Raw genomic sequence first — 24,750 nt, forward strand, 5'->3', positions numbered from 1 at the left:
AGCTAGTCTTAACGACTAGCTTTTCTTCTTTGTTTCTCTTTAATGATTAACCCCAGCTCTCGACCTGTTTGACCAGCTACTGATGTGTTTTCTTGTGCTCTACGGAATAAATAAGGCATAACAGCTTTTATCGGTCCGTAAGGCATATATTTTGCAACGTTGTAGTTTGATTCAGATAAATTAAATGTTAAATTATCTGACATACCCAACAATTGTGCGAAAAATATACGGTCGCTTCTATGATCTATTCCACGTCTGTCAAGCTCATTTGCTAACAAAAGACTACTTGCTTCATTGTGTGTGCCTGCCATAACACCAAAGCGATCGATATGATCCAGTATGAAATGAATAGCGGCATCGTAATCTTTGTCTGTTGCTTCTTTTGTAGGTTGAATAGGAGATGGGTAACCTTTTTCAGCTGCTCTCTGTCTTTCAATTTCCATATAGGCACCACGTACGATTTTTGCACCTAAAAAGAAGTTTTGTGTTTTTGCATAATCAAAATCAGCTTTTAAAGAGGCTAATTTATCATGTCTGTACAATTGATAGGTGTTGTATACAATAGGTTGTTCTTTATTGTATTTTTCCATCATATCGCGGGCTATGTCATCAATGGCATCTTGAATCCAAGAGTGTTCAGCATCAATTAATACTTTAACATTAGCTTCGTAACAGGCTTTACAGATTTCATCACATCGATCGTACATTCTGTTGTACTCTGCTTGCTCTGCTTCTGTTAACGTTTCGTTTGCGTTTACTTTCTCAAATAATTCGAAACGGCCAAGCCCTGTAGGTTTGAATACTGAAAAAGGGATGTATTTATTTGTTTTTGCAGCAACTACTGTGCGTAATGTTTCTTTAAAAGTAGCATCAAATGCGGCCTCAGTATCTTCTCCTTCTACAGAATAATCCAGGATTGTACCCACATTGTTTTCTCCTAGGTGATTGATTGCAGATGTACAACCTTCAATTGTTTCGCCACCGCAAAACTGTTTGAAAATGGTTGACTTAATGATTCCTTGGATAGGTAGTCCGATATTTAGAGCAAAATTAGTAATTGGAGGTCCGACTTTTACTAAGAAATTACTTGCTATTACTTTATACAGTAAATAAGCACGATCTAAATCTTTATCGGTTTTACTTTTGAATGCAATTTCTGTATTATCAAAAGATAGTTTTCTGGGTTCAGCAATCTGTGTCATTATTTTAATCTAATCCACACAAATGTACTAAATTCAAAAATATTACCACTTATTGATTAGGAGATTCCTGAAATATTAACTTATTTTTGCTTTATGCAAACATTCAAAATCGAAGGAGGATATATTCCGTTAATTCAGTTACTTAAAGCTTTAAATTGGGTAGAGCATGGTGCTATGGCTCAGTTAGTTGTTACTGAGGGGATGGTGACCGTTAATGGTCAGGTAGAGTATAGGAAAAGAATGAAAGTTAGACCCGATGATATCGTCGAGTTTGAGGGTCAACAAGTAAAATTGGTATAAGATATAACAAAATTTGTTTATAAAAAACGTAAACTGAATCCATTAGAAATGCAATTTATAGAAAGTTTAGGCTATCAAGTAGTCTTTGATGACTCATTACAGTCTCTAAAAACCTTTATACAGGAACGAAATTACTCAAAGATTTTTGTCTTAGTTGATCGCAATACCAATGATAACTGTATGCCTGTTGTACAGCCAATTTTAGCTGAATTGGGAAACTACGATGTGATTGAGGTTGATCCTGGTGAAGAAAATAAGAATATTGATTTCTGTATCGGTGTATGGAAAACAATGCTTGACTTTGGGGCTGACAGACATAGTCTGTTGATTAACTTAGGTGGTGGTGTGGTCACGGATATGGGGGGATTTGCGGCTTCTACTTTTAAACGTGGTATTGACTTTATTCAGATTCCGACAACATTATTGTCTCAAGTGGATGCATCTGTAGGTGGTAAGACGGGAATAGATTTAGATAATTATAAAAATATAATCGGGACTTTTACGCAGCCACAGGCTGTCTTTATCGCTAGTGTGTTTTTGAAAACATTGGAAAGAAGACAGTTGGTTTCTGGTTTTGCGGAGGTTATCAAGCACGGATTAATTTTTGATGGGGCGTACTATAATAAGGTTAAAAATTTGGATGTTTCGGCTATAACGACCGAGCATGTGAGACATTCCGTTGGGGTTAAAAACACGGTCATAACCCAGGATCCAACAGAAAAGGGTTTACGGAAAATCTTAAATTTTGGGCATACTATTGGTCATGCAATAGAAGGTTATTCTTTACTTCATGATGAACATTCGTTGCTACATGGCGAGGCTATTGCTGTCGGTATGATTTGCGAAGGCTATCTGTCACATAAATTGAATGGTCTTTCATTAGAAGAATTAGAGGATTTAATAACAACGTTTAGAAAGAATTTTGCTGATTATCAATTTGATGATTCTATTGATCATGAATTGTTGAGTTTAATGAATAATGATAAGAAAAATCATTCTAATCAGATTGGTTTCGCTTTATTGAATAAAATTGGTTCTTGTGATTATGATATTTTTGTTACGGAAGACTTAATTATAGAAAGTTTAGATTTTTATCGTAATTTAATCGCATAAACCTAACAACATGATGTGCAGCATAATTAAAAGAGTATCATTTCTCTTCACTATTTTCTTTGTTACCCAATTGAGTGCGCAGGAAAGAATTTTGATTTTTTCAAAAACTACTGGATTTAGACATGAAAGTATAGAGCATGGGGTTGCTGTTTTAAAGCAATTGATATCTTCAAAAAATATGCTAGTAGATCATTCTGAGGACAGTCAATTGTTTACGGATTCTATTCTTTCGCGATATGATGCTTTAGTTTTTCTGAGTACAACGGGTGATATTTTTAATGAAAGTCAAAAAGCTGCTTTTGTCCGTTTTATTCAATCAGGTAAAGGTTTTTTAGGTATACATGCTGCAAGTGATACGGAATTTAACTGGTCTTGGTACGGACAACTTGTGGGGGGGTATTTTTCTTCACATCCGGCCGTTCAGGATGCTCAAATCCGGGTTGTAAACCAGAAGCATCTTGCGACAAAGCATTTACCAAAGATATGGTTTCACCGCGATGAATGGTATGATTTTAAATCGGTAAAGGAGGGGCTTCATATTTTGATGGATTTGGATGAAACAAGTTACAAAGGGGGAAAGATGGGGAAATTTCATCCAATTGCGTGGTATCAGGAATTTGATGGAGGCCGATCATTCTATACGGGATTAGGTCACACCTTAGAGGCTTTTGATGAGGAAAAATTTCAGACCCATGTTTTGGGAGGTCTCCGATATGTCCTGAAAAAGAAATAAAAATAGGTCAGTCTAGTTAGGCTGACCTATTTTTTTCAATAAGCAATTGTATATTTGGCACCTAAGGAATACCAGGTACCTGGCATGGGTACAGCTCCGGCCTCTATATATTTGACATTAAATAGATTTTGCGCGTCAACATAAAGATTTAACTTGTCGATTTGACGTGCTAAACGTACGTCTGAAATAAAGTACGATTTGTAAGATAAACGTTCGTTAAAACGATTGGCAGTGGTAAAACTCCAATCCCTGTGACTTATAGTAAAGTTTAGGTTTGCCTGATTTCTTAGGCTTTCAATAGTGTACTTTGATAAATTATTTTCTGTAGTATTATTTTTTATTCTGGGATTCAAATAGCTGTATCCGATAACAGCATAATACTTTGTAATGGAATTCTGAGGATTAATATTAATACGGAAATTGACGTTAAATCCCTGGACTTCATTATTGTCCATGTTTTGAGGCTGCCAAGGCTCAGTGTTCAGATTACGTGTCCAATCAATAAAATCATTAATTGTTCTATAAAAATACCCTGCCTGTGCAATAACATTTCCACTGGTATATTTTATAGCTCCTTCAACTTGTTTTGCTCTTTCGGCTTGAAGTGAAGAATTTCCAATGTTTGCAGGTCTCTGATTTAAGTAAAGATCTGTAAATGAGGGTATCCTTTGGCTCGATCCTGCATTAAAAATCAATTTCCAATGATTATTGATATCATATCCAAGATCTATTCCAGGGAAAACCTGCCAGTTGTAGTCACTATTATAATTGAGGTAGGTACCTACATTAATAAATAAATTTTTGATCATTTCAGTTTTAAATTCGACATAAGCACCATAATTCTCGCGGCTGTGCTTACCGATGTTTGAACTGTTGATATTTTCGAATCTGCTTTCAACTCCAAGGCCGAATGAGCCATAATTCTGTTCGTATGTGGCATTTAATTCGGCCATAAAGGCATTGTTGTAGTGCTGGCTTCTTGCTTTGCTCAGGTCATGTCTGAAATAACGGTAATCATCCTCGTTGTATCTGTTCGAAATTCTAGGAGATATCGTTAGTGCATTGGATAGTTTATGTTTGGACTGTATAGTTGCAAAAGCTGTTTTCACCAATTCGTAGGATTCTTTGTCTCCGGGGGCAGCATAATATCCGTTGGCTCCAAATTGATTGTCAATATACCCGAATGAGGTCGATATATTATTTAGAGAGTCGGGTGCATACGCTCCTTGGTAATAGATTTTATTGTTTTTTGAAGCTGTATTATAGCGTTGACCATTGGAATCTTCATGGCCTAAATACAGCTGCTGACTGAATTGTGCAATTTTATGGGTAAATCCCAATTGAAAACCCTTGCCGTAATATTTTCCGTTTTGTGTATCCTCACTGTTTTTAAAAGAAGTGCCGGTATACGCCTGTGCACTGATCAGATTTTCTGAGACTGTTTTTGTGACAATATTAATAGCCCCGGTTAGGCTGTTGATTCCATAAATACGGGATGCTGGTCCTTTAATGATCTCGATCCGTTCAATAGCGTCGGTAGGAATGGGAAGATTAAGGGAGTGATGGGCAGTTTGTGGATCTGATATTTTTGCTCCATTTAGTAGGATCAAGGTCTGTTCAAATGATCCGCCATCGATTGTGACGTCTGCCTGTGAACCGAAAGGACCTTTTTGGCGGATATCCACACCATTAATATAAGCTAAAAGTTCATTAACAGACTTTGCGGGAAGACGTTTAATATCTTCTTGCGTTATAATTTGAATGTTTCTGGTCTGCTTAGAGAATGGAATCTGTAGACGGTTCTGATTAATGATAACTTCATTTAAATTTGTAGTATCTTTTAAAGTTAACGTCTTATTATTAGTTACTTCTTGACTAAAAGCATAAGAATATCCAACTAAGGATAATGCTAATAGCGTTAAATTCTTACTCATTATGGCTCTTCTTAAAATTTACCGGACAAAAGTAGGTATGTATTGTTTAATTGCAGGGTGCCAGTTTTTAATAAGTATATAGTCCGGTTGTTTTATAGTTCTTCTCTGCCCATATTTTTTTTATTATTGATATCAAGGGGCTGGTCATCTATCGTTACTTTTTGTAGATTTTTGAGGTCTGGTTGTCCGGCCTCAACCCAAGCAGAATACCAGAATGACCCCACTTGTTGTATAGCACTAGCCATTCTTTTTTCAACCATGCCATTGAGGGCAGTATGATAGGCCCTGGCATATTCATCGGAATAGGTTCTGATCAGTAGATTATTTCGCTCTATAAAGGAATATTTTTGATGTTTTGAAAAAGATTTATCCAGTTGTTTTTCAAGTGCAAGTACTGAGTCAACAAGCAAGTTACTTTGTTTGACGATATTCCAGGAGGTATGCAATGGATCTTCAATAAATTTTGCTGGACCTTTTATAAATGAATACTCTTTGACAAACATTTCGGGTAAACGACTTTCCCAAAATGCATGTATTCCAATTTGGTTGGTTAATTGTCCGTTATAATTTTTGGTTGTATGTAAAGGAACATGAGCATCACCAATATAGTGCCCCAGGTCTGCAGAATGACGGATGATTTGTCTAATATCTTTGAATTTAAATGCTTTGACGAGTTTATGGTAGGAAAATGATATTTGCCAAGGGACAATTCCATTTAACAAGAGCTGTTTTTCCTGATATTTTTCTTTGGCTTTTGTCCAGTGAATGGGGATCGAGTCAATCGAGGGCTCGTTATAATCATCAATATCGATATAATGGCGGGGCGATTCAAGGCTATCTATATAGCATCTTTTATCTGCGTCTACGGCTTTTGAACTAATTAAGAGAATATTTTTCTTATAAAAGGAAGCTAATGTTGGAGGAAGGGTATAAACGGCATATTCATTAATTTTTTTATGTGCAAAAAATCCCCATGAGCTACATATTATAAATATAATAAATAAAGAGATTATAATTGATAATCCTTTCATGTTGAAACAATTGGTTAATAAATAGTAAGTTACAAAATATCCTTCGCATTTTTAAATGTATTCTTTGTTAAGAACAAAAAACGTAACCTAAATTTAACTTTATTGTCATGAAAAATTTTTATTTTGCCGATAAATAATCGCGAAGTTTATGAAAATACTTTATGCGGTACAAGGTACAGGTAATGGCCACCTCAGTCGAGCGATGGATGTTGTGCCTTGTTTACGTAATTTTGGAGAGGTTGATGTTTTGGTGAGTGGAATCCAAGCGGATTTAGTTTTACCGTTTGAAGTGAAATATCGCCTGCATGGTTTGAGTTTTATTTTTGGGAAATCAGGAGGGGTAGATCTCTGGAAGACATTTATGAGTTCTACTGTTCGTAAATTTACACAAGAAATCAAATCACTTCCCATAGATCAGTATGATCTTGTTATTAATGATTTTGAACCCATATCTGCCTGGTCTGCTCATATGAAGGATTTTCCCTGTATTGGTTTGAGTCATCAGATCGCTGCGTTAGATGCTTCCAGTCCCAAACCAGATGAGACGGATATGCTGGGTAAATTTATTATGAAGAATTATGCCCCCACGGCGCATGCTTACGGTTTTCATTTTAAAAGCTATAATAAGAATATTTACACTCCTGTCATTCGTAATTCCGTGCGCGAGCTGGATGTTCAGGATAAGGGGCACTATACTGTTTATTTACCGGCATATGATGATGCACATCTGTTGAAACATTTAATGAAATTTCCAGATATCAGTTGGCAGGTTTTCAGTAAGCATAATTCGCGGGCTTTTGATATGAAGAATGTGGCGATACGTCCTATTAACAATGATGCATTTATTGCTAGTATGGCAAGTTCTTCGGGAGTGCTATGTGGGGCTGGATTTGAAACCCCAGCGGAGGCATTGTTCCTTCAAAAGAAATTGTTGGTGGTTCCAATGAAAAATCAGTATGAGCAACATTTGAATGCTGCGGCACTGGAGGAGATGGGTGTACCCGTTATTTCGAGCTTAAAACAAAAAAATATGCTATCTATAGAGGCTTGGCTAAATAGTAAATCGCGAGTTGTTGTCGATTATAAAAACAATACTCAAGAAATTATTACTAATATTGTGTCAAAACATACTTAAAATTATATGAAATATATTGCTTTGGCATTATTGTCTTTGGCTACACTATCTGTAACGGCACAACAAAAAAAGAAAACTGTAAAGAAAACAACAGCTGTAAAACCATTATTAGCGACTAAAACAGACTCCGTGTCATATGCTTTTGGACGTGACATTGGTGGTACATTGAAAAATTTGGAGATTACGAATTGGAATAAAGAGTTAATCGGTAAAGCAATAGTTAGTGCTCTTGATGGTCAAAATTCTTTGATTGAAGAAGATCAATTGCGCATGGTTATCCAAAGCGCAGTTACCGAAGCGAGAGAAATAAAGGAGAAAGAAAATCTTGCTAAAGAGCAGGCTTTTTTTACAGAAAATGCTAAAAAAACAACTGTAAAAACTACGGAAGAGGGTTTGCAGTATGAAGTATTGGTAGAAGGCACTGGGGAAAAACCGACCCGAGAAAACGAAGTAACAGTACATTATACAGGAACTTTATTGGATGGAAAGAAATTTGATAGTTCATTAGATCGTAATGAACCTCTAAAAATGAAATTAGATCGCGTGATTGAAGGCTGGAAAATAGGTGTTCCTTTAATGTCTAAAGGAGCAAAATATCGTTTTTATGTACCAAGTAAATTAGGATATGGAAGTCAAAACATGGGTGTTATTCCTCCAAATAGCATTTTGATATTTGATATTGAGTTATTGGATTTCGTGAAGGATGCAGTATAATAAGTTAGGTAAATCAGCAATCGAGGTTTCCAGTATCGGCTTGGGGTGCATGTCTTTGAAAGGTAGTAAACACAAGCAGGGGGTTGAAATTATTCGTAAAGCTTTTGACAGCGGTATCAATTTTTTTGATACTGCTGACTTATATGAAAAAGGATTTAACGAGATGCTGGTAGGGGAAGCGGTACAGGACTTTAGAAAACGCATTGTTTTATCTACAAAAGTTGGAAATAGCTGGCGAGCCGATGGAAATGGATGGGATTGGAAAGCGTCAAAAAGTTATATCGTGAAAACTGTTGAGTCATCTTTGTCTCGATTAAAAACAGATTATATTGATCTTTACCAGCTGCATGGTGGTACCATTGAAGATCCTATTGATGAAATTATCGAAGCTTTCGATTTACTGGTTAGTGCGGGCAAAATTCGAACTTACGGTTTGTCTTCGATTCGTTCTAATGTTATTCGCGAGTACGTAGCAAAATCTAATATCAGTGCCGTTATGATGCAGTACAGTTTATTGGATAGACGTTTAGAGGAAGAAATGGGAGCTTATTTATTGCATCATCGTATTTCTGTTCTAGCAAGAGGTGCAGTAGCTAAAGGGATGTTGATCAATAAACAAGCTGAGAATTTTCTGCAATATAGCTCAAGTGAAGTACAGCATATCATTCGCAATCTACATGCATTTGCAAAAAAACACCATGTTAATAATCTGACTGTGGCACTTTCTTTTGTTCTTTCGAATGAGGCGGTTACTGCTGCTTTACTGGGTATAAATACACCCTTGCAATTAACGGAATTGATACAGATTAAAGAGCAAGTCCGTTCTTTAACAGGAGCAGAGAAAATAGAGTTACTAAGCGGTGTTCGTGCATTGTATTTTACAGAACACCGTTAATCTAGGATGTGAAGTACGTTTGTATAATACGTTCTAAATCTTCTTGTGTGTCTACAGCGATTGTTTCATGCTCTGTTTCTGCTGTTTGAATAGTGTATCCGTGCTCTATCCAGCGCAGTTGTTCAAGAGCTTCTGTTTCTTCTAAAATACTGATAGGCAACTGCGTTAACTCTTTTAAAACATCAGTTCTATAGCCATAGATTCCGATATGTTTAAAATAGCTATGTTTTGATAACCAATTCTTCTGTTCGATTCCTCTTAGATAGGGGATGGTCTGTCTTGAAAAATAGATTGCTTGTCCGGCAATATTGCGAACCACTTTTGGTATATTTACATTAAACAGTTCGTCTTCTGTATGGATTTTTTTGACGAGTGTGGCAATCTGTGTTTCTTCCTTATCGAAGCAGGATGCTAGCAACTCGATCTGTAACGGATTGATGAAGGGTTCATCACCCTGTATGTTGATGACGATATCAAATCCACTTACCTTGGCTATAACTTCTGCACAGCGGTCTGTTCCTGACTGATGCGAAGAGGCGGTCATGATGACATTTCCTGCGAAGCACTTTACATGTTCAGCTATTCTGTCATCATCTGTCGCAACGATTACTTCATGTAAACAGCTCGTATTTTTAACTTGCTCATAGACACGCTGAATCATGGATTTACCACCAATATCAACTAATGGTTTACCAGGAAATCTGGAAGAGGCATAGCGTGCTGGAATAATACCGATTACTTTCATTTTTTCAGTTTTAAAAGTAAAGCCAGTCTTGTATTAAAACTGGCCTTTCAATGATCTAAATTTTTTGATTAAAACAAACCAAATAATTGCGATTCAATTTTTTCAACGATAGTACCTAAATCTTCCGGGTTTTTCGTGAAATCTAAATTATCTTTATCAAGAACCATTAATTTACCATCCTTATAATTATCAATCCATTTATCGTATTTTTCATTCAATTTAGATAAATAATCCAATCGAATTCCGGATTCATAATCACGACCACGCACTTGAATATTATTAACAAGTGTTGGAACGGAAGCCTTCAAGTAAATTAATAGATCTGGAGGTTTGATATAATGGATGATACTCTGGAAAATATTGCTATAATTTTCAAAATCTCGCGCACTCATTAAGCCCATATCGTACAAGTTTTCGGCAAAGATGTATGCATCTTCATAAATTGTACGATCTTGGATCATATCAATATTTGTTTTTTGCAATTCAACAATTTGTCGAAAACGACTATTTAAGAAAAAGATCTGCAAATTGAATGACCAACGTTTCATATCAGCATAAAAATCCTCTAAATAAGGATTGTTATCTACCGCTTCAAATTGAGGTTCATATTTGAAATGATCCGCTAATAGTTTTGTTAAGGTTGTTTTTCCGGCACCAATATTTCCGACAATAGCAATATGCATATTTTTGGGTTTTAAATCTTAATAAAATCTTTTAATGCCAATGATTTCACGTACTTCTTTCAATGTTTTACGTGCTGATTCACTCGCTTTTTCAGCGCCTAATTTCGCTACTTTAGCAATATACGCATCATCATTTGAAATATCTTCAATGCGTGACCGTACAGGCTCTGTTGCAATGACCATATCTTCTGCTAACTGTTTTTTAAAATCACCGTAACGAATAGCGCAATTGTTATATAGATCGTTAAAATGTTCTAATGTATCGGGTGCTGACACAACTTTCATCAAATCAAAAAGATTTTGAACAGCTTCTGGTTTAGGTTGGTTCATTTCCGTTGGACCAGAGTCAGATACAGCACGCATTACTTTTTTACGAATTACATCTGCACTATCGGACAAGTAAATACAATCTGCCTCACCATTGGATTTGCCCATTTTTCCTTGTCCCGCTAAACCAGGGATTTTAACTAATTTATCTGAATAGGTAAAAGCAAATGCCTCTTTGAAATAATCGACATCATATAAACGATTAAAACGGTTACCAAATGTTCTGGTCATTTCTAAATGTTGCTCTTGATCTTTACCAACAGGAACTTTTGTGCCATGGTGAATTAAAATGTCGCAAGCCATCAAAACAGGGTATGTTAACAGTCCTGCATTCACATTATCAGGATTGCTGCGCACTTTATCTTTAAAAGCAGTAGCGCGCTCCAGCTCTCCCAGATATGCGTTCATATTCATATACAAATAAAGTTCTGCTACTTCTGGTACGTCAGACTGGACATATATCGTTGATTTTTCAGGGTCTATACCTGCAGCAAGATATTCAACAATCACTTGACGTACGGTGCTTTGCAGACCGTGAGGAGTTGGGTGCGTAGTTAAAGAGTGTAAATCGGCTATGAAGAAATAACAATTATATTCATTTTGCATTTTCACAAAATTGCTCAATGCGCCGTAATAGTTTCCTAAATGTAATTTTCCGGTACTTCTAATACCACTGACAACAGTTTCCATATTGCTTGCGAATTTACGGATAAATTCCCTAAATATAGTTCTAGGAATTTTTTCTTTTGCTTTTTTTTTGCGATTAAAAAATGGATTGCTAGCAATTAAATTATAGCAAAAGATTTAACGGTTAACAATATGAAAGAGTAGGTCCGCTGCTAATTTAGCAGTACGATTGTCAATATCGTACGCTGGATTAAATTCTGCGATATCCATACTTATTAATTTTTCTGAAGAAATGATTAGTTGAAAAATTTCTAAGAAAAAAGCATCAGGCTGGATTCCGTTATGGGCCAATGCACTAACTCCTGGTGCACAGCTTGCAGCAAAAACATCTAAATCGACGGTTAGGTAGAGGTAATCTATTCCTGCTATAAATGACTCAACTTGTTGGATAATTGCCTCGCTATTTGACTCGTGAAAATGTTGAGCTTCTATCCAGTTTATCTGATAATCTTTTACCGCATCAAATAAAGCTTGTGTATTGCTGATTTTTTGTATTCCGATAGGGAGGTAATTGATTTTTTCTTCTTGCTGTGCAATTTGGTAAAAACCTGTACCGGAAGTTGCAATTTCCTGTTCTGGTTTTCGGATATCAAAATGGGCGTCAAAATTAATGATCCCGAGTTTATTGCGGGAATACGACTTGAGTCCTAGATAATGACCAAAAGTAATTTCATGACCACCCCCTAATACCATTGGAAAGCCTCCGCGTTGCAGTATAAGTTGGATAAAATAGCCAAGAGATTCTTGCGCATTTTCCAGTTGATGGTCGGAACAATAAACGGTCCCGGCATCAACGAGTTTCGTTTTTTTATCTCGAAATACTGGCAGGTTTGACAATGCTTTTATTAAAACTTCTGGTCCTTTTGCCGCACCTGTTCTTCCTAGGTTTCTTCTAACACCTTCATCGCAAGCAAAACCCAGTATGACATAGCAACCCGTAAGATCCTGTTCATCATTAAGATCGATACATGTGATTACCTGATGCCAACGCAAATGTTCTTCGCTTGTCCCATCTATACGTCCTGTCCACATTTTTCGATCTGCCGGAGTATAATGCTTCTGGTTTTTAGTTTTCATAATCCTTGAAAATTTGGTTCATCGTGTCTGTATCAACAAGATTTGCTAGGGTTACTTTCAACATAGTAGTACGTTTTAATTCTACTTCTATAGCCTGTCTTGCGGTGTCATTTTGAGCCCATGCTCTGCGGGCAATACCATTATTAACATCGTAAAAGAGCATATTTTCTAGTTTTCTGTCTGCATCTTCGGAACCGTCAAGTAATAAGCCGAAACCACCGTTAATCACCTCGCCCCAACCAACTCCACCACCATTATGGATAGAAACCCAAGTAGCGCCTCTAAAGCTGTCACCGATTACATTGTGAATGGCCATATCGGCTGTGAATTTACTGCCGTCATAAATGTTACTTGTTTCCCGGTATGGTGAGTCTGTTCCACTTACATCATGATGATCTCTGCCCAAAATAATCGGCCCCTTTAGTTGACCATTTCTTACCGCAAGATTAAATGCTTTAGCAATTCGAATTCTACCAATTGCATCAGCATATAGAATCCGGGCCTGTGAACCGACAACCAGTTTATTTTGATCTGCTTGTTCAATCCACTTGATATTGTCAGCTAATTGCTGTTTAATCTCAGGGTATGCTGTCTTTTTTAATTCCTGAAGTACCTCAAGTGCGATATGGTCTGTTGTCTTTAAATCTTCTGGATCTGCTGTCGAACATACCCAGCGAAATGGACCAAATCCATAGTCAAAACACATGGGACCTAAAATATCCTGTACGTAAGATGGATATCGGAAGTCAATACCATTACTCGCCAATACAGCGGCTCCTGCGCGACTACTTTCAAGTAAGAATGCATTTCCATAATCGAAGAAATAAGTACCACGCGCGACATGGGCATTAATAGCGTCGACGTGACGGACTAAGGATGCCTGAACTTGTGCCTTAAATACATCGGGCTGTTCTGCCATTAGCTTATTTGATTGTTCAAAACTTAGTCCGATCGGGTAGTAACCTCCGGCCCAAGGGTTGTGTAATGAGGTTTGGTCAGATCCAACTGAAATATAAATATTAGCATCTAGGAATGCTTCCCATATTTCTATTATATTGCCTATGTAGGCTATGGCGATAATTTCTTTATTTTTAATAGCTTGTTGAACGCGTTCTATGAGATCGTCCATGTTCTCCATTAAGATGTCCACCCATCCTTGTTTATGCCGTTTGCGAGCAGCGGCAGGATTAACCTCTGCACATACCGTGATGCACCCTGCAATATTTCCCGCTTTAGGTTGTGCACCACTCATGCCTCCAAGACCTGATGTTAAAAAGACTTTTCCGTGGATTGTATCTTCTTTTGACAAATGTTTTCGGAAGGCATTCATAACTGTGATCGTGGTACCATGTACGATTCCCTGTGGTCCGATGTACATATATGAGCCTGCCGTCATTTGGCCATATTGTGTAACCCCCATTGCATTGAAACGTTCCCAGTCATCGGGTTTGGAATAATTGGGAATCATCATGCCGTTTGTAATGACAACCCTTGGAGCATCTTTTGAAGATGGGAATAACCCCATTGGATGGCCACTGTACATATGTAGGGTTTGTTCGTCATTCATTTGGGCCAAGTATTGCATTGTAATTAAATACTGTGCCCAGTTCTGAAAAACAGCTCCGTTTCCACCATAGGTAATGAGTTCGTGAGGATGTTGCGCTATTTGTGGATCTAGGTTATTTTGTATCATTAACATGATGCTACGCGCCTGTAGGCTATTTCCAGGATACGCTTCAATTGGTCTAGCATACATTTCGTAGGTAGGGCGGAAGCGGTACATGTAGATTCTGCCAAATAGCATCAATTCCTCTAAAAATTCTTTTCCAAGTTCTACATGCCACTGCACTGGAAAATAGCGTAATGCATTTTTAATGGCTAATTTTTTTTCATCTTCCAATAGAATATCCTTTCGCTTAGGAGCATGACTTATGTTTTTATCATAAGAAACTTTAGGTGGTAGACTAGTTGGTATTCCTTGTAGAATTTCTTCTTTAAATATCATGATTCTTTTCCTTTCGTATAGATATTAATTCCCTTTTTCCATACCTGATCAGGTTTTAGTGTTCCTTGCATGTATGTAATATTTTGATAATTATTCGTTTTGTAAATAGCAAAATCTGCAAGTTCACCTGGCTGTAGACGACCACGGTCCGTCAGATTTAAAGCTAATGCAGCCCTAAATGTTATTGCAGCGAATACTTCAGCATTGGATAATTTTTCTGTAGTAGCTAAAATCGTCGCTTGGGTCATTAATTGTCCCATTGGAGCAGATCCGGGATTCCAGTCAGTGGCAATGGCTAAGCTAGCGCCTTGATCAAGAAGTTTTCTGGCAGGGGTAAATGCACATCCAATTCCGATTGATGCACCTGGTAAGGCGACGGCAACGGTATTGCTATCGGCCAGAAGTTTAATTTCTGTTTCATGTGATGCCTCTAGGTGATCTGCACTAATTGCATTATACTGAACCGCAACTTTCGATCCTGATGTTGAAAATTGATCTGCATGTACCGTGATATCAAAACCCATTTTCTGCGCCTTAGTAAAGTAATTTTGAATATCGTCGGAAGAAAAGGCGCTTTGTTCGATAAAAGCATCAATTCTATTGGAAAGCTGCTCTTCTTTTAAAATAGGGAATAGTTCAGATGCTATTTCTTCAAGATAGTCTACTGCAGTGCCTTCATAGTCTTTGGGCTTCATATGTGCTGCTAAGCAAGTTGGAATGAGATCAACGGCTATGGATTCTTGTGCTCTTTTTATAGCTCGCAGTATTTTTAACTCTTCTTTAACTGATAAACCATAGCCACTTTTCACTTCAATGGTGGTAATACCTTGTTTTATAAGTGCCTTTGAACAGTTGATAATATTTGTGATTAGTTCAGCTTCACTTGCATTTCGGGTATGTTGTACTGTGCTCCAGATACCTCCACCAGCTTTTGCAATTTCGAGGTAACTGGCACCGGCATTACGCAGGGCAAAATCATTAGCTCGATTTCCTGCAAAAGCAATATGTGTGTGACAATCGATATAGCCGGGAACGCAAACAGTCTCCTCTTCTATGATTACTAAAGTTGCATCATGAGCATGATTCTCCCTTAAACCATCGTAATTACCAATAGCTGCTATTTTTCCATTTTCCGTTAGTATACCAGCCTGTTCTTTAATTACGAGTTGCTGATCTGAAAGCGCTCCTTTAACCGGAACATTTGTCAATGATAACAATTGTGAGAAAGGACCTATTAATTTTTTACCCATAGTTTAATAGTTGTTGAAATATTCCTGATGAACACCGTGATAAGGTATACCTTGCTTATGTGCAATTTGTTTTGCTTCTGTAATCAAAGTTCCTGAAGAAATGAGCTGTTGAGCAGCTTGAAGTATCTCTTCCATAATTTGATCTTCTTTGATATGTGGAATCGATTTTCTGATCTTTTGGTGTACAGCCTCAATGATAGGTGTTGACTGTAGCGGTCTGTGAAAATCAAAAGCCTGGGCCGCACAAATAAGTTCTATACTTAATATTTTACTAACATTATTGATGACCTGCAATAATTTTCGGGCACCGATGGATCCCATACTCACATGATCTTCCTGACCTAAAGAAGTAGGTATGCTATCTGCACTGGATGGAAAACAAAGTCCTTTATTTTCACTTGCTAATGCTGCTGTACTATATTGTAAGATCATAAATCCAGAGTTCAGGCCTGTTTCTTTGAGGAGTAGTTTTGGTACATTGGGCGTATCGCCTTCTAGTGACAGATATACACGTCTATCGGAAACATTTCCAATTTCTGATATCGCCAATGTTGCATAATCAATAGGAAGTGCAATTGGCTGTCCATGGAAACTACCGCCACTAATGGTTAGTTCGCTGTCGATGATGATCGGATTATCGGTTACGGCATTAATTTCAACTTCTATGGTTTCTTTTAAATGAAGCCATGCATTGCGAGAAGCTCCATGTATTTGTGGAATGCAGCGTAAAGAATATGGATCTTGAACACGAGAACAGTTTTTATGTGATGTAACAATTTCTGAGGTTTCTAATAAGTTGAAGATCGTACTTGCTACATATTTATTTCCTTTGTATGGTCTCAGTTCATGCAATTGTGGAAAGAAAGGTTTAATGGATCCATTTAGCCCTTCAATCATCAAGGTGGCAACCAAATCTGCATTATCCAAGAGATTTTGCATTTCCACGACCGCTTTTACGGCATGAGCTGCCATAAACTGGGTTCCGTTAATGAGTGCTAATCCTTCTTTGGCTCCTAACGTAATCGGGCTGGTGTCAAATCGTGTTAATATTTGAGCTGTCGGAAGAATTTCACCTTTATACCAGACTTTTCCTAATCCTATTAAAGGTAAAAATAAGTGCGAAAGAGGGGCTAGGTCTCCAGAGGCACCCACTGATCCTTGTTTGGGAACCACTGGAACGATATCCTGATCAATAAACCATAGAATGCGCTCTAACGTGCTTAGTTGAATACCTGAATATCCTTTTGCTAAGGCATGCGCTTTTAAAATCAACATTAATTTAGACAATTGCTGATCGATGGGCTCTCCTATACCTACCGCATGGCTTTTTAGGATATTTTCTTGTAGTTTTTTAGTATCTGCAGGATTTATCAGCGTAGTACAAAGTGGACCAAAACCTGTGTTTATACCATATACTATTTTACCGGAATCAACAATTTCTTGAACATATTGTGCACTTTGAACAACTTTTTTTACTGTTTGTTCAGTTAATTGACCTTTAATATTTCCATTCGCTATCTGGATTGCTAGCGAGCTGGTCATGGTATCTTCGCCGTACTGAAATTTTTTAGTTTTATTTACCATTAGAATAAATTATTATGTTGATTAAGGATCGTCAAAATCTGTCTATCCTTTCCATTTGATTTATACGTTGCTTTTTAAGAGAAAATGACCATTATTACACTTTTGCATTTTGAACTATTTATACATGAATCGTACTTAATTATTTAGAAAAAGTTGCCTGTGTATTGGTTTTGTTTCCTAAACGTTCTATCGTGCTTATAGCTGTTAATCTCATTCCGTTATTTCAAATTTAACTCCTATATTTAATAATTATAAATACCAATTTTGGCAAGTATTGATTACTATGAGTTATCAAATAGAATTAAGGCATCTGTATTATTTTAAAGTTTTGGCAGAGGAGTTACATTTTAGAAAAGCGGCAGAAAGGCTTTATATTTCTCAACCTGGCTTATCTCGTCAGATTAAACAGATGGAAGATATTTATAGAGCAACTTTATTTGATAGAGGGAAACGGTATGTTCGACTTACAGCCGCAGGCTTTTACCTAAAAAAGGAGGTTGATATTTTATTTAATCAAATGGATAAAATAGCTCGTGAGCTTCGTATTATGGGATCAGACGATATCACTGAACTTCGTCTTGGGTTTATCGGTTCAGCAGTACAATCTATTCTTGCTAAAGTACTGGTTCGATTAAAACAAGATTTTCCTGCAGTTGAGGTAGACTTACAGGAGCTTTCTAATGAGATGCAGATTACGAAGGTGTTGAAGGAAGAACTTGATTTTGGACTCGTGCGTTTGGATAATTTTCCAAATGGGATTCGTCATATCGCAATCATCAAAGAACACTTTTCGTTGGTCATTCCTCACGATTATCCCATTCAGACGGCAAATTTTAAAACGTTAAATGATTTTAAAAATGAACCGTTTATTCTGTTTTCCAAAGATTATAGCCATTCTTATTATGATCTGGTGATGAGTATTTTTAGAGATGCTTCATTTGAACCGCATGTTGCTTTGCGGACGGTAAATGCTTTGACAATTTTCAATCTTGTAGAGCAGGGTTTGGGTATTGCAATTGTACCGGCATCTTTAAAAAAAGGATATACTTCTAAAGTAAATTTTATTGATTTAAACCATATTGAACAGCGAACCACTTTATCATTAATCTATAATGCAAATGTAAATCATGCAGGAATTGATCTGTTTTTAAATGTTATTCAGAAGGAATTGAATTTATCGGATGAAGATTAAACTATAAAAGTCCATACTAAATCAGTATGGACTTTTATAGTTTAATCGTGTATGGCTATTCAGCGGTGTTTTAATGAGCACTACCAACTAATACATATCCGAAGAATTCTCTAAACGAGTCGGGGTTGTCCACTGTTCCTCGTTCGGAAATAAGTTTTATGTTGATATTGTTGTTTTTTGCTTTTACTTTAAATTCATCTAAATACTCAATGATATCGTAATCTAATATTTTGGTTTTGCGCACGTCTAATTCTAAGTAAGAACCAGGCTGTAATCCATCTAATTCTTTTACGATCGCTCCTCTATTGACAAAAGTTACCTCTTCTGCAAAATTCATATGAAAAACGTTTCCTTCCTTGACCAGCATAACATGGGAATTATTATAGGATTTGATAAGTGACACAACTACTGCTACAACTAAACCGACAATAATACCTTTAAGGAGATCTGTAGTGAGTATACCAACTACTGTGACTACAAATGGAATTAATTGATCTTTTCCTAATTTTTTCATGTCCAAGAATTGTTTTGGGTTGCCTAATTTGTAACCGATAACCAATAGGATTGCTGCTAAAACTGCATTAGGGATTAAATTAAGGAATGCAGGAATGGAGATGACACTGAGTACAAGCAAGAGACCATGAACAATAGTTGATAGTTTTGACACTCCGCCACTCATCGCATTAGCTGATGAGCGAACGATAACTTGTGTAATAGGAAGCCCACCTATTAAACCTGAAAATGAATTACCTATTCCTTGTGCTATTAGCTCTCTGTTGGTTGGTGTCTGACGTTTTAGTGGATCTAATTTATCGGTAGCTTCTACCGATAATAAGGATTCTAAAGAGGCTACAATGGCGATGGTAAATGCAATTTGCCATACCATTGGATTTGCTATTCCATTTGCGAAATCGGGTAGTGTAAATTGTCCCAGGAAGTCGGTTACTGTTTCAGGTACAGGCACTTTGACCAGGAGGTCCTGATCAATAGAAAATACTTCATGGTTTGTATCTCCAATCGTGATCTGGTAAATAATACCAACAATTACAGCAATAAGGGAGCCTGGTAACAATTTGAAGAAGTTGGATTTTTTACCAAGAAAATTATCCCATATAATAAGTATGGCTAAGGAAATAATTGTCATGATTATAGCTCCGGTAGTAATATAAGATGCATCAAAATTTTTGAACGAAAATTTCTCTGTGTATCCGAATGCCAACGGAATCTGTTTTAGGAAAATGGATATACCGATAGCGCATAACATACCCTTAATAACGGATGAAGGGAAGTAATATCCAATTACGCCTGCTTTTAATAATCCGAGAACAATCTGTATTAAACCGGCTATAACCACTGCGACTAAAAAGATATTGTATGCCCCTAGGTCTGTGATAGCGGTATAGACGATGACCACTAGGCCTGCCGCTGGTCCTGATACTCCTATGGTAGATTTTGATAGCAGTCCTACAAGGATACCGCCTATAATTCCCGCGATAATTCCGGAAAAAACAGGCGCCCCACTCGCCAGAGCGACTCCTAAACAGAGTGGTAGAGCAACAAAAAACACGACAATACTCGCCGGGATATCTTTTTTCCAATTTTGTAATAGGTTCATAATCAAGAGTGTTTAATCTGTTCTTATCATACAACTATCGTTCCTGAAAAAGGTTTTAAAAAGCAATAAAATTTATGTCGGAAGGTATTATGATCTATAAAGAGTGGGGGGCAGATTTTCATTCCTGTGTCAAGTTTTTTTTTCTGGTAGATGTGTTTTTAATATTCGATGGTAGCTCTTAAATCGCCTAAAGAGTTGTGTTTTATCGTAATATTAGTGGTTTTAAGTGTTTTTGAGCAATGGAAATCATAATTTTAAGGATGTATCGGTCTGTTTTAAAATCAGTTCTAATTCTATTTATTATAGCTATTATCAACGATGGGTGAGATAACTCATTTAAATTTTTTTATCTTTATGCCCAAACTAAACCAAGGTGAGGGAGGAAGCATATGCCAGTCAAAATACCAGATAATTTGCCAGCTATTGAGCTATTAAAAAAAGAAAATATTTTTGTGATGAGTGATCTTAGAGCCAACGAACAGGATATCCGTCCGATGAAGGTTCTAATTTTGAATTTAATGCCTTTGAAAATTACAACAGAGACTGATTTTATCCGGTTGCTGTCTAATAATCCTTTGCAAGTAGAAGTGGAGTTTTTGAGATTAGATACTCACATGTCTAAAAACACACCTCAAGAACACTTGGAAATGTTCTATAAATCGTTTTCTGCAGTGGAAGATCAGTACTATGATGGGATGATCATTACAGGTGCTCCAGTAGAGATGATGCCATTTGAAGAGGTTAACTACTGGGATGAAGTGACTCGTATTTTTGATTGGGCAAAAAAGCACGTGACGTCTACACTTTATATTTGTTGGGCATCGCAAGCGGCACTTTATCATTTTTACGGCGTTGAAAAAACACCATTAGCGGAGAAACTGTTTGGAGTATACAAACATACTACTTTAGATAAAGCTAATCCTCTATTTAGAGGTTTTGATGATGAGTATTTTATCCCGCACAGTAGACATACGACAATTTTAAAATCTGAAATTGAAGATAAACCAGAAATTGAGCTTTTGTCTGAATCTCCTGAAGCAGGTCTTGCGATACTATCATCACGAGGTGGACGTGAATTTTATTTAACTGGTCATTCAGAATATGCTCCACTTACTTTACATACTGAATATATGCGTGATGTGGAGAAAGGATTAGAAATTGAGGTGCCAGATAATTATTATTTAAATAATGATCCAGCACAGTCACCATTAGTAAGGTGGTCTGGTCATGCGAATTTGCTATTTAATAACTGGTTGAATTACTATGTTTATCAAGAGACTCCTTTTGATTTAAATGAACTTGAATCTTTGGAAGAAATTAAGAGACAAAATTAATATTAGCTTTTAAGCTATCATGAGCAAGCTCGATCTTGTACTGTATAATAGTGCGGTACAAGATCGAGCTTTAATTTCTTTGTAGCAGGATGTTTGGGATCTGTTATGAAAAATAAACTTCTATTTATAATTAGCTTAATTTTTTAGCTTCATTCCAATAAATATCCATTTCTTCCAGTGTCATGTCTTGGAGATTTTGTCCATTTTGATTAGCTCTTTGCTCAAGGTAGGTGAAGCGGCTAATGAATTTTTTATTGGTTCGTTCCAGTGCATTTTCAGGATTGATGCCAATGTGACGTGCATAATTGATTAATGAAAAAAGCAAATCACCAAATTCGGCCTCAGCCTTATTTAAATCTGACTCTTCGGGTTTATTAATGTCATATTCAGCTTTGAACTCCGCTAGTTCTTCTTCTACTTTTGCCCATACTTCTTTTTTATCTTCCCAATCAAACCCTACACCACGTACCTTATCCTGTATACGATAGGCTTTAACTAAAGCAGGCAGACCTTTAGGTACGCCGGATAAAACAGATTTGTTTCCTTCTTTTAATTTGAGGGTCTCCCAATTCTGTTTAACCTGTTCTTCATTTTCTACATCAATATCGCCATAGACATGGGGGTGACGGCTGATTAATTTATCGCAAATGCTATTGAGTACATCTACTATCGTAAAACGGTTTTCCTCTTCTGCTATACGTGCATAAAAGACCAGGTGCATCATAACATCTCCTAGTTCTTTTTTGATTTCGGGGTAATCTTCATCTAAGATAGCGTCTGTAAGTTCATACAACTCTTCGATGGTTAGATGACGTAAGGACTGCATGGTCTGTTTCTTATCCCACGGGCAAGCTACCCGAAGTGTATATAAAACATCCAATAAACGTTGAAAAGCCGTAGCAGGAGTAGACTCAATTGCAGGAATGGGGTGACTCATATTGAAAAATTTAGATCAAAATTAGGGATTTAATGACAATAAAATAGCATGCTTCTATTTTATTGTCATTAATGAGTCTCGAAGAATGGTCACACTATTTTCCATTTCCGATTCCGTAAGATTGCCGAAACCAATTCGGATTGCGGTCATATCTTTAGCTTGATATAAGAGTGTTTTTGGAAGAAATAGATTTGCTTTTGCGCATTGCTTCTGTAAATGAATTAAGTTGATATCTTTTTTCCAGTTGGTCCAAAGAGCAAGACCGCCGGCAGGAATATCGAAGTCGACATATTCATGTAATTCACGGGCGAGTAAATAACTCATATAATTGCGTCTTTCTTTATACAGTTTGACTGATTTTTTTAAATAGCGATGTATTTCACCTTCTTCAATTAGATCACTTAATACTTGCTCCATGACAAAGTCTCCTTGATGATCCATGATATTTAATAACTTTTGTAATTCTTTGATTAGGTTTTCAGGTGCGACGATAAAACCTGTACGGAAACCAGGCGCTAATGATTTACCAAAGCTTCCTGTATAAATAACCATCCCATCATAATCCACAGTTGCCATAGGGAGAAGGGGGGCATCATCATAATGGAAGTCATAATCGTAATCGTCCTCAATGATAGCAAAACCATATTTTGAAGCGAGTGCTAATACGATCGTTCTTCTTTGCTGACTAAGTGTCACTGTCGTGGGATAGTGATGATGCGGTGTCAGATAAAGCAATCTGATCTTTTGTGTAAGACAGATCTGTTCAAGAGATTCGACAACAATTCCTTCATGATCTACTGGAATGGATTTAATTCTAGCCCCGGCCTGTTGGAAGATCATGTTTATTGCAAAATAACTTGGTTGTCCTACAATGACTAAATCGTTTGCCTGTAGTAAAGTTTGAGCAATGATATAGGTACTCATCTCAACAGACCGTGTGATCAATAGATTTTTAGGTTGGATATGCAGACCTCTACTTTGATTTAAAAAATTGCACAACTGTTCTCGAAATGTGGCTGGTCTCTTTTGATCTGAATATCCTAGGTATTTAGTGTTCTTTTTTCGTTTTAAATTTGCGGTATAAAACTTAGAAAGCTGTTGCAAAGGAGATAGTCTACTATCAGGAATGCCGTCATCAAATTTTAAGATACATTTAGAGGTTTCAAAAGGATTTTCTAATATGGTACTTTTTTCAAAATCATAACCAGTTTGGTCTGCATACTGATTCTGGATTATTGTTTGCGAAAATTCACTATTTTTCCTTGCTTTGGACGTATTTCGAAGTACAAATGATCCTACATTTGGTTTGGTTTCAATCCAACCCTGTGATTCGAGCTCCTGTAATGCAGCAACTACTGTATTGCGATGTATAGATAGTGTTTGCGCCAGCTGCCTACTTCCGGGCAGTTTTGTTCCGATAGGTATAAAACCACGCTGAATGGCCTGAATGACTTGTTGTGCCAGTTGTACATAAATGGAGGTTTCATCCAGTCTATTCAGGCTGATAAAGCTGTTGAAAGGAATTTGACCCGGACTATTCATATGTTGGATAAATTGAAATTATTAAATAGTCCGGAAAGTTAAGTATTATTAGATTACTCTTGGAGTTTTTTGATTACTTTTCTAATTCTTGTTTTTTTGGATTCCTTTTCGACACCGTCTAAGCGATTTGTGAGCATTTTGCTTAGGTCAGTTTTATATTGTCTTGGAACAACTTTTAAAGCCTGTTCCGCGTACATTGGAAGCTGATTGGGCGGGCATTTTAGTAACTGTTCATGTAATAACGGAAATACATCTTCATGCTCCAGTGATAAGTATTTGATTAATATAGCAATACATTTATCCCTTGTGATAACAGAACCTTGTTCAGCAATAGCAATTAGTTGTGGTAGGAGCGGGAAAATAGCTTCATGTTGTAATAGAAGAATAGCATCCAGTGCTGTCATAGTTCCCCACTGTAAACGGTTATCCTTACTTGTTAACAGCGTGATAAAATCCAAATAGTATGCCGCTATCATAATAGGGGATAAGTACCCAATTTCGTAAAGAACTTTGATGCAATCGTGTTGGATCCTTTTGTTTTTGCTTTGTAGTAATTGAATTAATTCTTTAATAGCTTCATTGTCCTCTGCGCTGACGATTTGTTTTGCCAATGAAATATTGGCTGACTCATCTGTTTTCCCTAAACTGGAAGATAAATAATTGAAAACATGGATCATGTGCAATTACGTTTTTATTATTATTTAATGTTGCTTCG

22 protein-coding genes are annotated in these 24,750 nt (G+C 36.8%); 8 read left to right on the forward strand and 14 right to left on the reverse strand.

Annotated features, from left to right (window positions below):
- Positions 1-8: 8 nt before the first annotated feature.
- Positions 9-1,202: a proline dehydrogenase family protein gene (locus WH188_RS04610; protein WP_132771365.1), complete on the reverse strand. Its 1,194-nt coding sequence runs from the start codon at positions 1,200-1,202 to the stop codon at positions 9-11.
- 93 nt (positions 1,203-1,295) lie between these two features.
- Here WH188_RS04610 and WH188_RS04615 point away from each other — a divergent pair, with 93 nt between their 5' ends.
- The 3 genes from WH188_RS04615 to WH188_RS04625 are packed head-to-tail and all read left to right on the forward strand — an operon-like array spanning position 1,296 to position 3,348.
- Entirely contained in the window at positions 1,296-1,502 is a 207-nt protein-coding gene (locus WH188_RS04615; RefSeq protein ID WP_168126033.1) for an RNA-binding S4 domain-containing protein, read from the forward strand.
- A gap of 48 nt (positions 1,503-1,550) precedes the next feature.
- On the forward strand, positions 1,551-2,615 hold the full coding sequence (aroB, locus tag WH188_RS04620; protein WP_132841607.1) for a 3-dehydroquinate synthase: 1,065 nt from the start codon (positions 1,551-1,553) through the stop codon (positions 2,613-2,615).
- Positions 2,616-2,625: 10 nt separating this feature from the next.
- Complete coding sequence (locus WH188_RS04625) at positions 2,626-3,348, forward strand: ThuA domain-containing protein (protein ID WP_168126034.1); 723 nt, start codon at positions 2,626-2,628, stop codon at positions 3,346-3,348.
- 35 nt (positions 3,349-3,383) lie between these two features.
- Here WH188_RS04625 and WH188_RS04630 read toward each other — a convergent pair whose 3' ends face one another.
- On the reverse strand, positions 3,384-5,282 hold the full coding sequence (locus WH188_RS04630) for a TonB-dependent receptor plug domain-containing protein (protein WP_339423361.1): 1,899 nt from the start codon (positions 5,280-5,282) through the stop codon (positions 3,384-3,386).
- Positions 5,283-5,374: 92 nt separating this feature from the next.
- Positions 5,375-6,313: a zinc dependent phospholipase C family protein gene (locus tag WH188_RS04635; protein ID WP_132841612.1), complete on the reverse strand. Its 939-nt coding sequence runs from the start codon at positions 6,311-6,313 to the stop codon at positions 5,375-5,377.
- A 148-nt stretch (positions 6,314-6,461) separates the two neighbouring features.
- On the opposite strand from WH188_RS04635, the gene WH188_RS04640 reads away from it, so the two are divergent.
- Genes WH188_RS04640 through WH188_RS04650 form a run of 3 tightly spaced genes read left to right on the forward strand, consistent with a single transcriptional unit; the run spans position 6,462 to position 9,057 of the window.
- The gene (locus WH188_RS04640) at positions 6,462-7,448 is read left to right on the forward strand and encodes a glycosyltransferase family protein (RefSeq protein WP_021188742.1); all 987 of its coding nucleotides are present in this window, start codon (positions 6,462-6,464) and stop codon (positions 7,446-7,448) included.
- Between the two features lie 6 nt (positions 7,449-7,454).
- Positions 7,455-8,162: an FKBP-type peptidyl-prolyl cis-trans isomerase gene (locus WH188_RS04645; protein ID WP_132771371.1), complete on the forward strand. Its 708-nt coding sequence runs from the start codon at positions 7,455-7,457 to the stop codon at positions 8,160-8,162.
- A complete protein-coding gene (locus WH188_RS04650; protein WP_021188745.1) occupies positions 8,152-9,057 on the forward strand; it encodes an aldo/keto reductase in 906 nt (301 codons plus the stop codon). The genes WH188_RS04645 and WH188_RS04650 overlap by 11 nt, the downstream gene beginning before the upstream one ends.
- A 1-nt stretch (position 9,058) precedes the next feature.
- On the opposite strand, the gene kdsB is transcribed toward WH188_RS04650, so the two are convergent.
- The 7 genes from kdsB to hutH form a co-directional block, all read right to left on the reverse strand.
- Positions 9,059-9,802, reverse strand: a complete 744-nt coding sequence (gene kdsB / locus WH188_RS04655) for a 3-deoxy-manno-octulosonate cytidylyltransferase (protein WP_168126035.1) — start codon at positions 9,800-9,802, stop codon at positions 9,059-9,061.
- Between the two features lie 68 nt (positions 9,803-9,870).
- On the reverse strand, positions 9,871-10,485 hold the full coding sequence (locus tag WH188_RS04660) for a deoxynucleoside kinase (RefSeq protein WP_021188747.1): 615 nt from the start codon (positions 10,483-10,485) through the stop codon (positions 9,871-9,873).
- Between the two features lie 18 nt (positions 10,486-10,503).
- The gene (trpS, locus tag WH188_RS04665) at positions 10,504-11,502 is read right to left on the reverse strand and encodes a tryptophan--tRNA ligase (protein ID WP_132771374.1); all 999 of its coding nucleotides are present in this window, start codon (positions 11,500-11,502) and stop codon (positions 10,504-10,506) included.
- Positions 11,503-11,616: 114 nt separating this feature from the next.
- Positions 11,617-12,576, reverse strand: coding sequence for a formimidoylglutamase (gene hutG, locus WH188_RS04670; protein ID WP_339423364.1), 960 nt, complete (start codon positions 12,574-12,576; stop codon positions 11,617-11,619).
- A complete protein-coding gene (locus WH188_RS04675; RefSeq protein WP_168126037.1) occupies positions 12,566-14,581 on the reverse strand; it encodes a urocanate hydratase in 2,016 nt (671 codons plus the stop codon). The genes hutG and WH188_RS04675 overlap by 11 nt, the downstream gene beginning before the upstream one ends.
- A complete protein-coding gene (gene hutI / locus WH188_RS04680; RefSeq protein ID WP_168126038.1) occupies positions 14,578-15,831 on the reverse strand; it encodes an imidazolonepropionase in 1,254 nt (417 codons plus the stop codon). Before hutI ends, WH188_RS04675 begins: the two co-directional genes overlap by 4 nt.
- A 3-nt stretch (positions 15,832-15,834) precedes the next feature.
- A complete protein-coding gene (hutH, locus tag WH188_RS04685; protein WP_021188751.1) occupies positions 15,835-17,415 on the reverse strand; it encodes a histidine ammonia-lyase in 1,581 nt (526 codons plus the stop codon).
- 283 nt (positions 17,416-17,698) lie between these two features.
- Here hutH and WH188_RS04690 point away from each other — a divergent pair, with 283 nt between their 5' ends.
- Positions 17,699-18,607: a LysR family transcriptional regulator gene (locus WH188_RS04690; RefSeq protein ID WP_132841621.1), complete on the forward strand. Its 909-nt coding sequence runs from the start codon at positions 17,699-17,701 to the stop codon at positions 18,605-18,607.
- A gap of 70 nt (positions 18,608-18,677) precedes the next feature.
- Here the strand turns inward: WH188_RS04690 and WH188_RS04695 are convergent, their stop codons facing one another.
- The gene (locus WH188_RS04695; RefSeq protein WP_132841622.1) at positions 18,678-20,222 is read right to left on the reverse strand and encodes a SulP family inorganic anion transporter; all 1,545 of its coding nucleotides are present in this window, start codon (positions 20,220-20,222) and stop codon (positions 18,678-18,680) included.
- A gap of 389 nt (positions 20,223-20,611) precedes the next feature.
- Here WH188_RS04695 and metA point away from each other — a divergent pair, with 389 nt between their 5' ends.
- Complete coding sequence (gene metA / locus WH188_RS04700; protein ID WP_132841624.1) at positions 20,612-21,556, forward strand: homoserine O-acetyltransferase MetA; 945 nt, start codon at positions 20,612-20,614, stop codon at positions 21,554-21,556.
- Positions 21,557-21,686: 130 nt separating this feature from the next.
- On the opposite strand, the gene mazG is transcribed toward metA, so the two are convergent.
- The 3 genes from mazG to WH188_RS04715 are packed head-to-tail and all read right to left on the reverse strand — an operon-like array spanning position 21,687 to position 24,712.
- Positions 21,687-22,493, reverse strand: coding sequence for a nucleoside triphosphate pyrophosphohydrolase (gene mazG / locus WH188_RS04705; RefSeq protein ID WP_132841626.1), 807 nt, complete (start codon positions 22,491-22,493; stop codon positions 21,687-21,689).
- A 54-nt stretch (positions 22,494-22,547) separates the two neighbouring features.
- Positions 22,548-24,035 (reverse strand): aminotransferase-like domain-containing protein, encoded by a 1,488-nt coding sequence (locus WH188_RS04710; protein ID WP_168126039.1) that lies wholly within the window; start codon positions 24,033-24,035, stop codon positions 22,548-22,550.
- A gap of 53 nt (positions 24,036-24,088) precedes the next feature.
- On the reverse strand, positions 24,089-24,712 hold the full coding sequence (locus WH188_RS04715; protein WP_168126040.1) for a hypothetical protein: 624 nt from the start codon (positions 24,710-24,712) through the stop codon (positions 24,089-24,091).
- Between the last annotated feature and the right edge of the window lie 38 nt (positions 24,713-24,750).

The sequence above is a fragment of the Sphingobacterium sp. MYb388 genome (assembly GCF_037479535.1).
Classification (GTDB): domain Bacteria; phylum Bacteroidota; class Bacteroidia; order Sphingobacteriales; family Sphingobacteriaceae; genus Sphingobacterium; species Sphingobacterium anhuiense.

What these genes read in the sequence shown, in the direction of transcription:
- WH188_RS04610 (WP_132771365.1), bottom strand. Translation starts at nt 1,202, where the DNA reads ATGACACAGATTGCTGAACCCAGAAAACTATCTTTTGATAATACAGAA.
- WH188_RS04615 (WP_168126033.1), top strand. Translation starts at nt 1,296, where the DNA reads ATGCAAACATTCAAAATCGAAGGAGGATATATTCCGTTAATTCAGTTA.
- aroB (WP_132841607.1), top strand. Translation starts at nt 1,551, where the DNA reads ATGCAATTTATAGAAAGTTTAGGCTATCAAGTAGTCTTTGATGACTCA.
- WH188_RS04625 (WP_168126034.1), top strand. Translation starts at nt 2,626, where the DNA reads ATGATGTGCAGCATAATTAAAAGAGTATCATTTCTCTTCACTATTTTC.
- WH188_RS04630 (WP_339423361.1), bottom strand. Translation starts at nt 5,282, where the DNA reads ATGAGTAAGAATTTAACGCTATTAGCATTATCCTTAGTTGGATATTCT.
- WH188_RS04635 (WP_132841612.1), bottom strand. Translation starts at nt 6,313, where the DNA reads ATGAAAGGATTATCAATTATAATCTCTTTATTTATTATATTTATAATA.
- WH188_RS04640 (WP_021188742.1), top strand. Translation starts at nt 6,462, where the DNA reads ATGAAAATACTTTATGCGGTACAAGGTACAGGTAATGGCCACCTCAGT.
- WH188_RS04645 (WP_132771371.1), top strand. Translation starts at nt 7,455, where the DNA reads ATGAAATATATTGCTTTGGCATTATTGTCTTTGGCTACACTATCTGTA.
- WH188_RS04650 (WP_021188745.1), top strand. Translation starts at nt 8,152, where the DNA reads ATGCAGTATAATAAGTTAGGTAAATCAGCAATCGAGGTTTCCAGTATC.
- kdsB (WP_168126035.1), bottom strand. Translation starts at nt 9,802, where the DNA reads ATGAAAGTAATCGGTATTATTCCAGCACGCTATGCCTCTTCCAGATTT.
- WH188_RS04660 (WP_021188747.1), bottom strand. Translation starts at nt 10,485, where the DNA reads ATGCATATTGCTATTGTCGGAAATATTGGTGCCGGAAAAACAACCTTA.
- trpS (WP_132771374.1), bottom strand. Translation starts at nt 11,502, where the DNA reads ATGGAAACTGTTGTCAGTGGTATTAGAAGTACCGGAAAATTACATTTA.
- hutG (WP_339423364.1), bottom strand. Translation starts at nt 12,576, where the DNA reads ATGAAAACTAAAAACCAGAAGCATTATACTCCGGCAGATCGAAAAATG.
- WH188_RS04675 (WP_168126037.1), bottom strand. Translation starts at nt 14,581, where the DNA reads ATGATATTTAAAGAAGAAATTCTACAAGGAATACCAACTAGTCTACCA.
- hutI (WP_168126038.1), bottom strand. Translation starts at nt 15,831, where the DNA reads ATGGGTAAAAAATTAATAGGTCCTTTCTCACAATTGTTATCATTGACA.
- hutH (WP_021188751.1), bottom strand. Translation starts at nt 17,415, where the DNA reads ATGGTAAATAAAACTAAAAAATTTCAGTACGGCGAAGATACCATGACC.
- WH188_RS04690 (WP_132841621.1), top strand. Translation starts at nt 17,699, where the DNA reads ATGAGTTATCAAATAGAATTAAGGCATCTGTATTATTTTAAAGTTTTG.
- WH188_RS04695 (WP_132841622.1), bottom strand. Translation starts at nt 20,222, where the DNA reads ATGAACCTATTACAAAATTGGAAAAAAGATATCCCGGCGAGTATTGTC.
- metA (WP_132841624.1), top strand. Translation starts at nt 20,612, where the DNA reads ATGCCAGTCAAAATACCAGATAATTTGCCAGCTATTGAGCTATTAAAA.
- mazG (WP_132841626.1), bottom strand. Translation starts at nt 22,493, where the DNA reads ATGAGTCACCCCATTCCTGCAATTGAGTCTACTCCTGCTACGGCTTTT.
- WH188_RS04710 (WP_168126039.1), bottom strand. Translation starts at nt 24,035, where the DNA reads ATGAATAGTCCGGGTCAAATTCCTTTCAACAGCTTTATCAGCCTGAAT.
- WH188_RS04715 (WP_168126040.1), bottom strand. Translation starts at nt 24,712, where the DNA reads ATGATCCATGTTTTCAATTATTTATCTTCCAGTTTAGGGAAAACAGAT.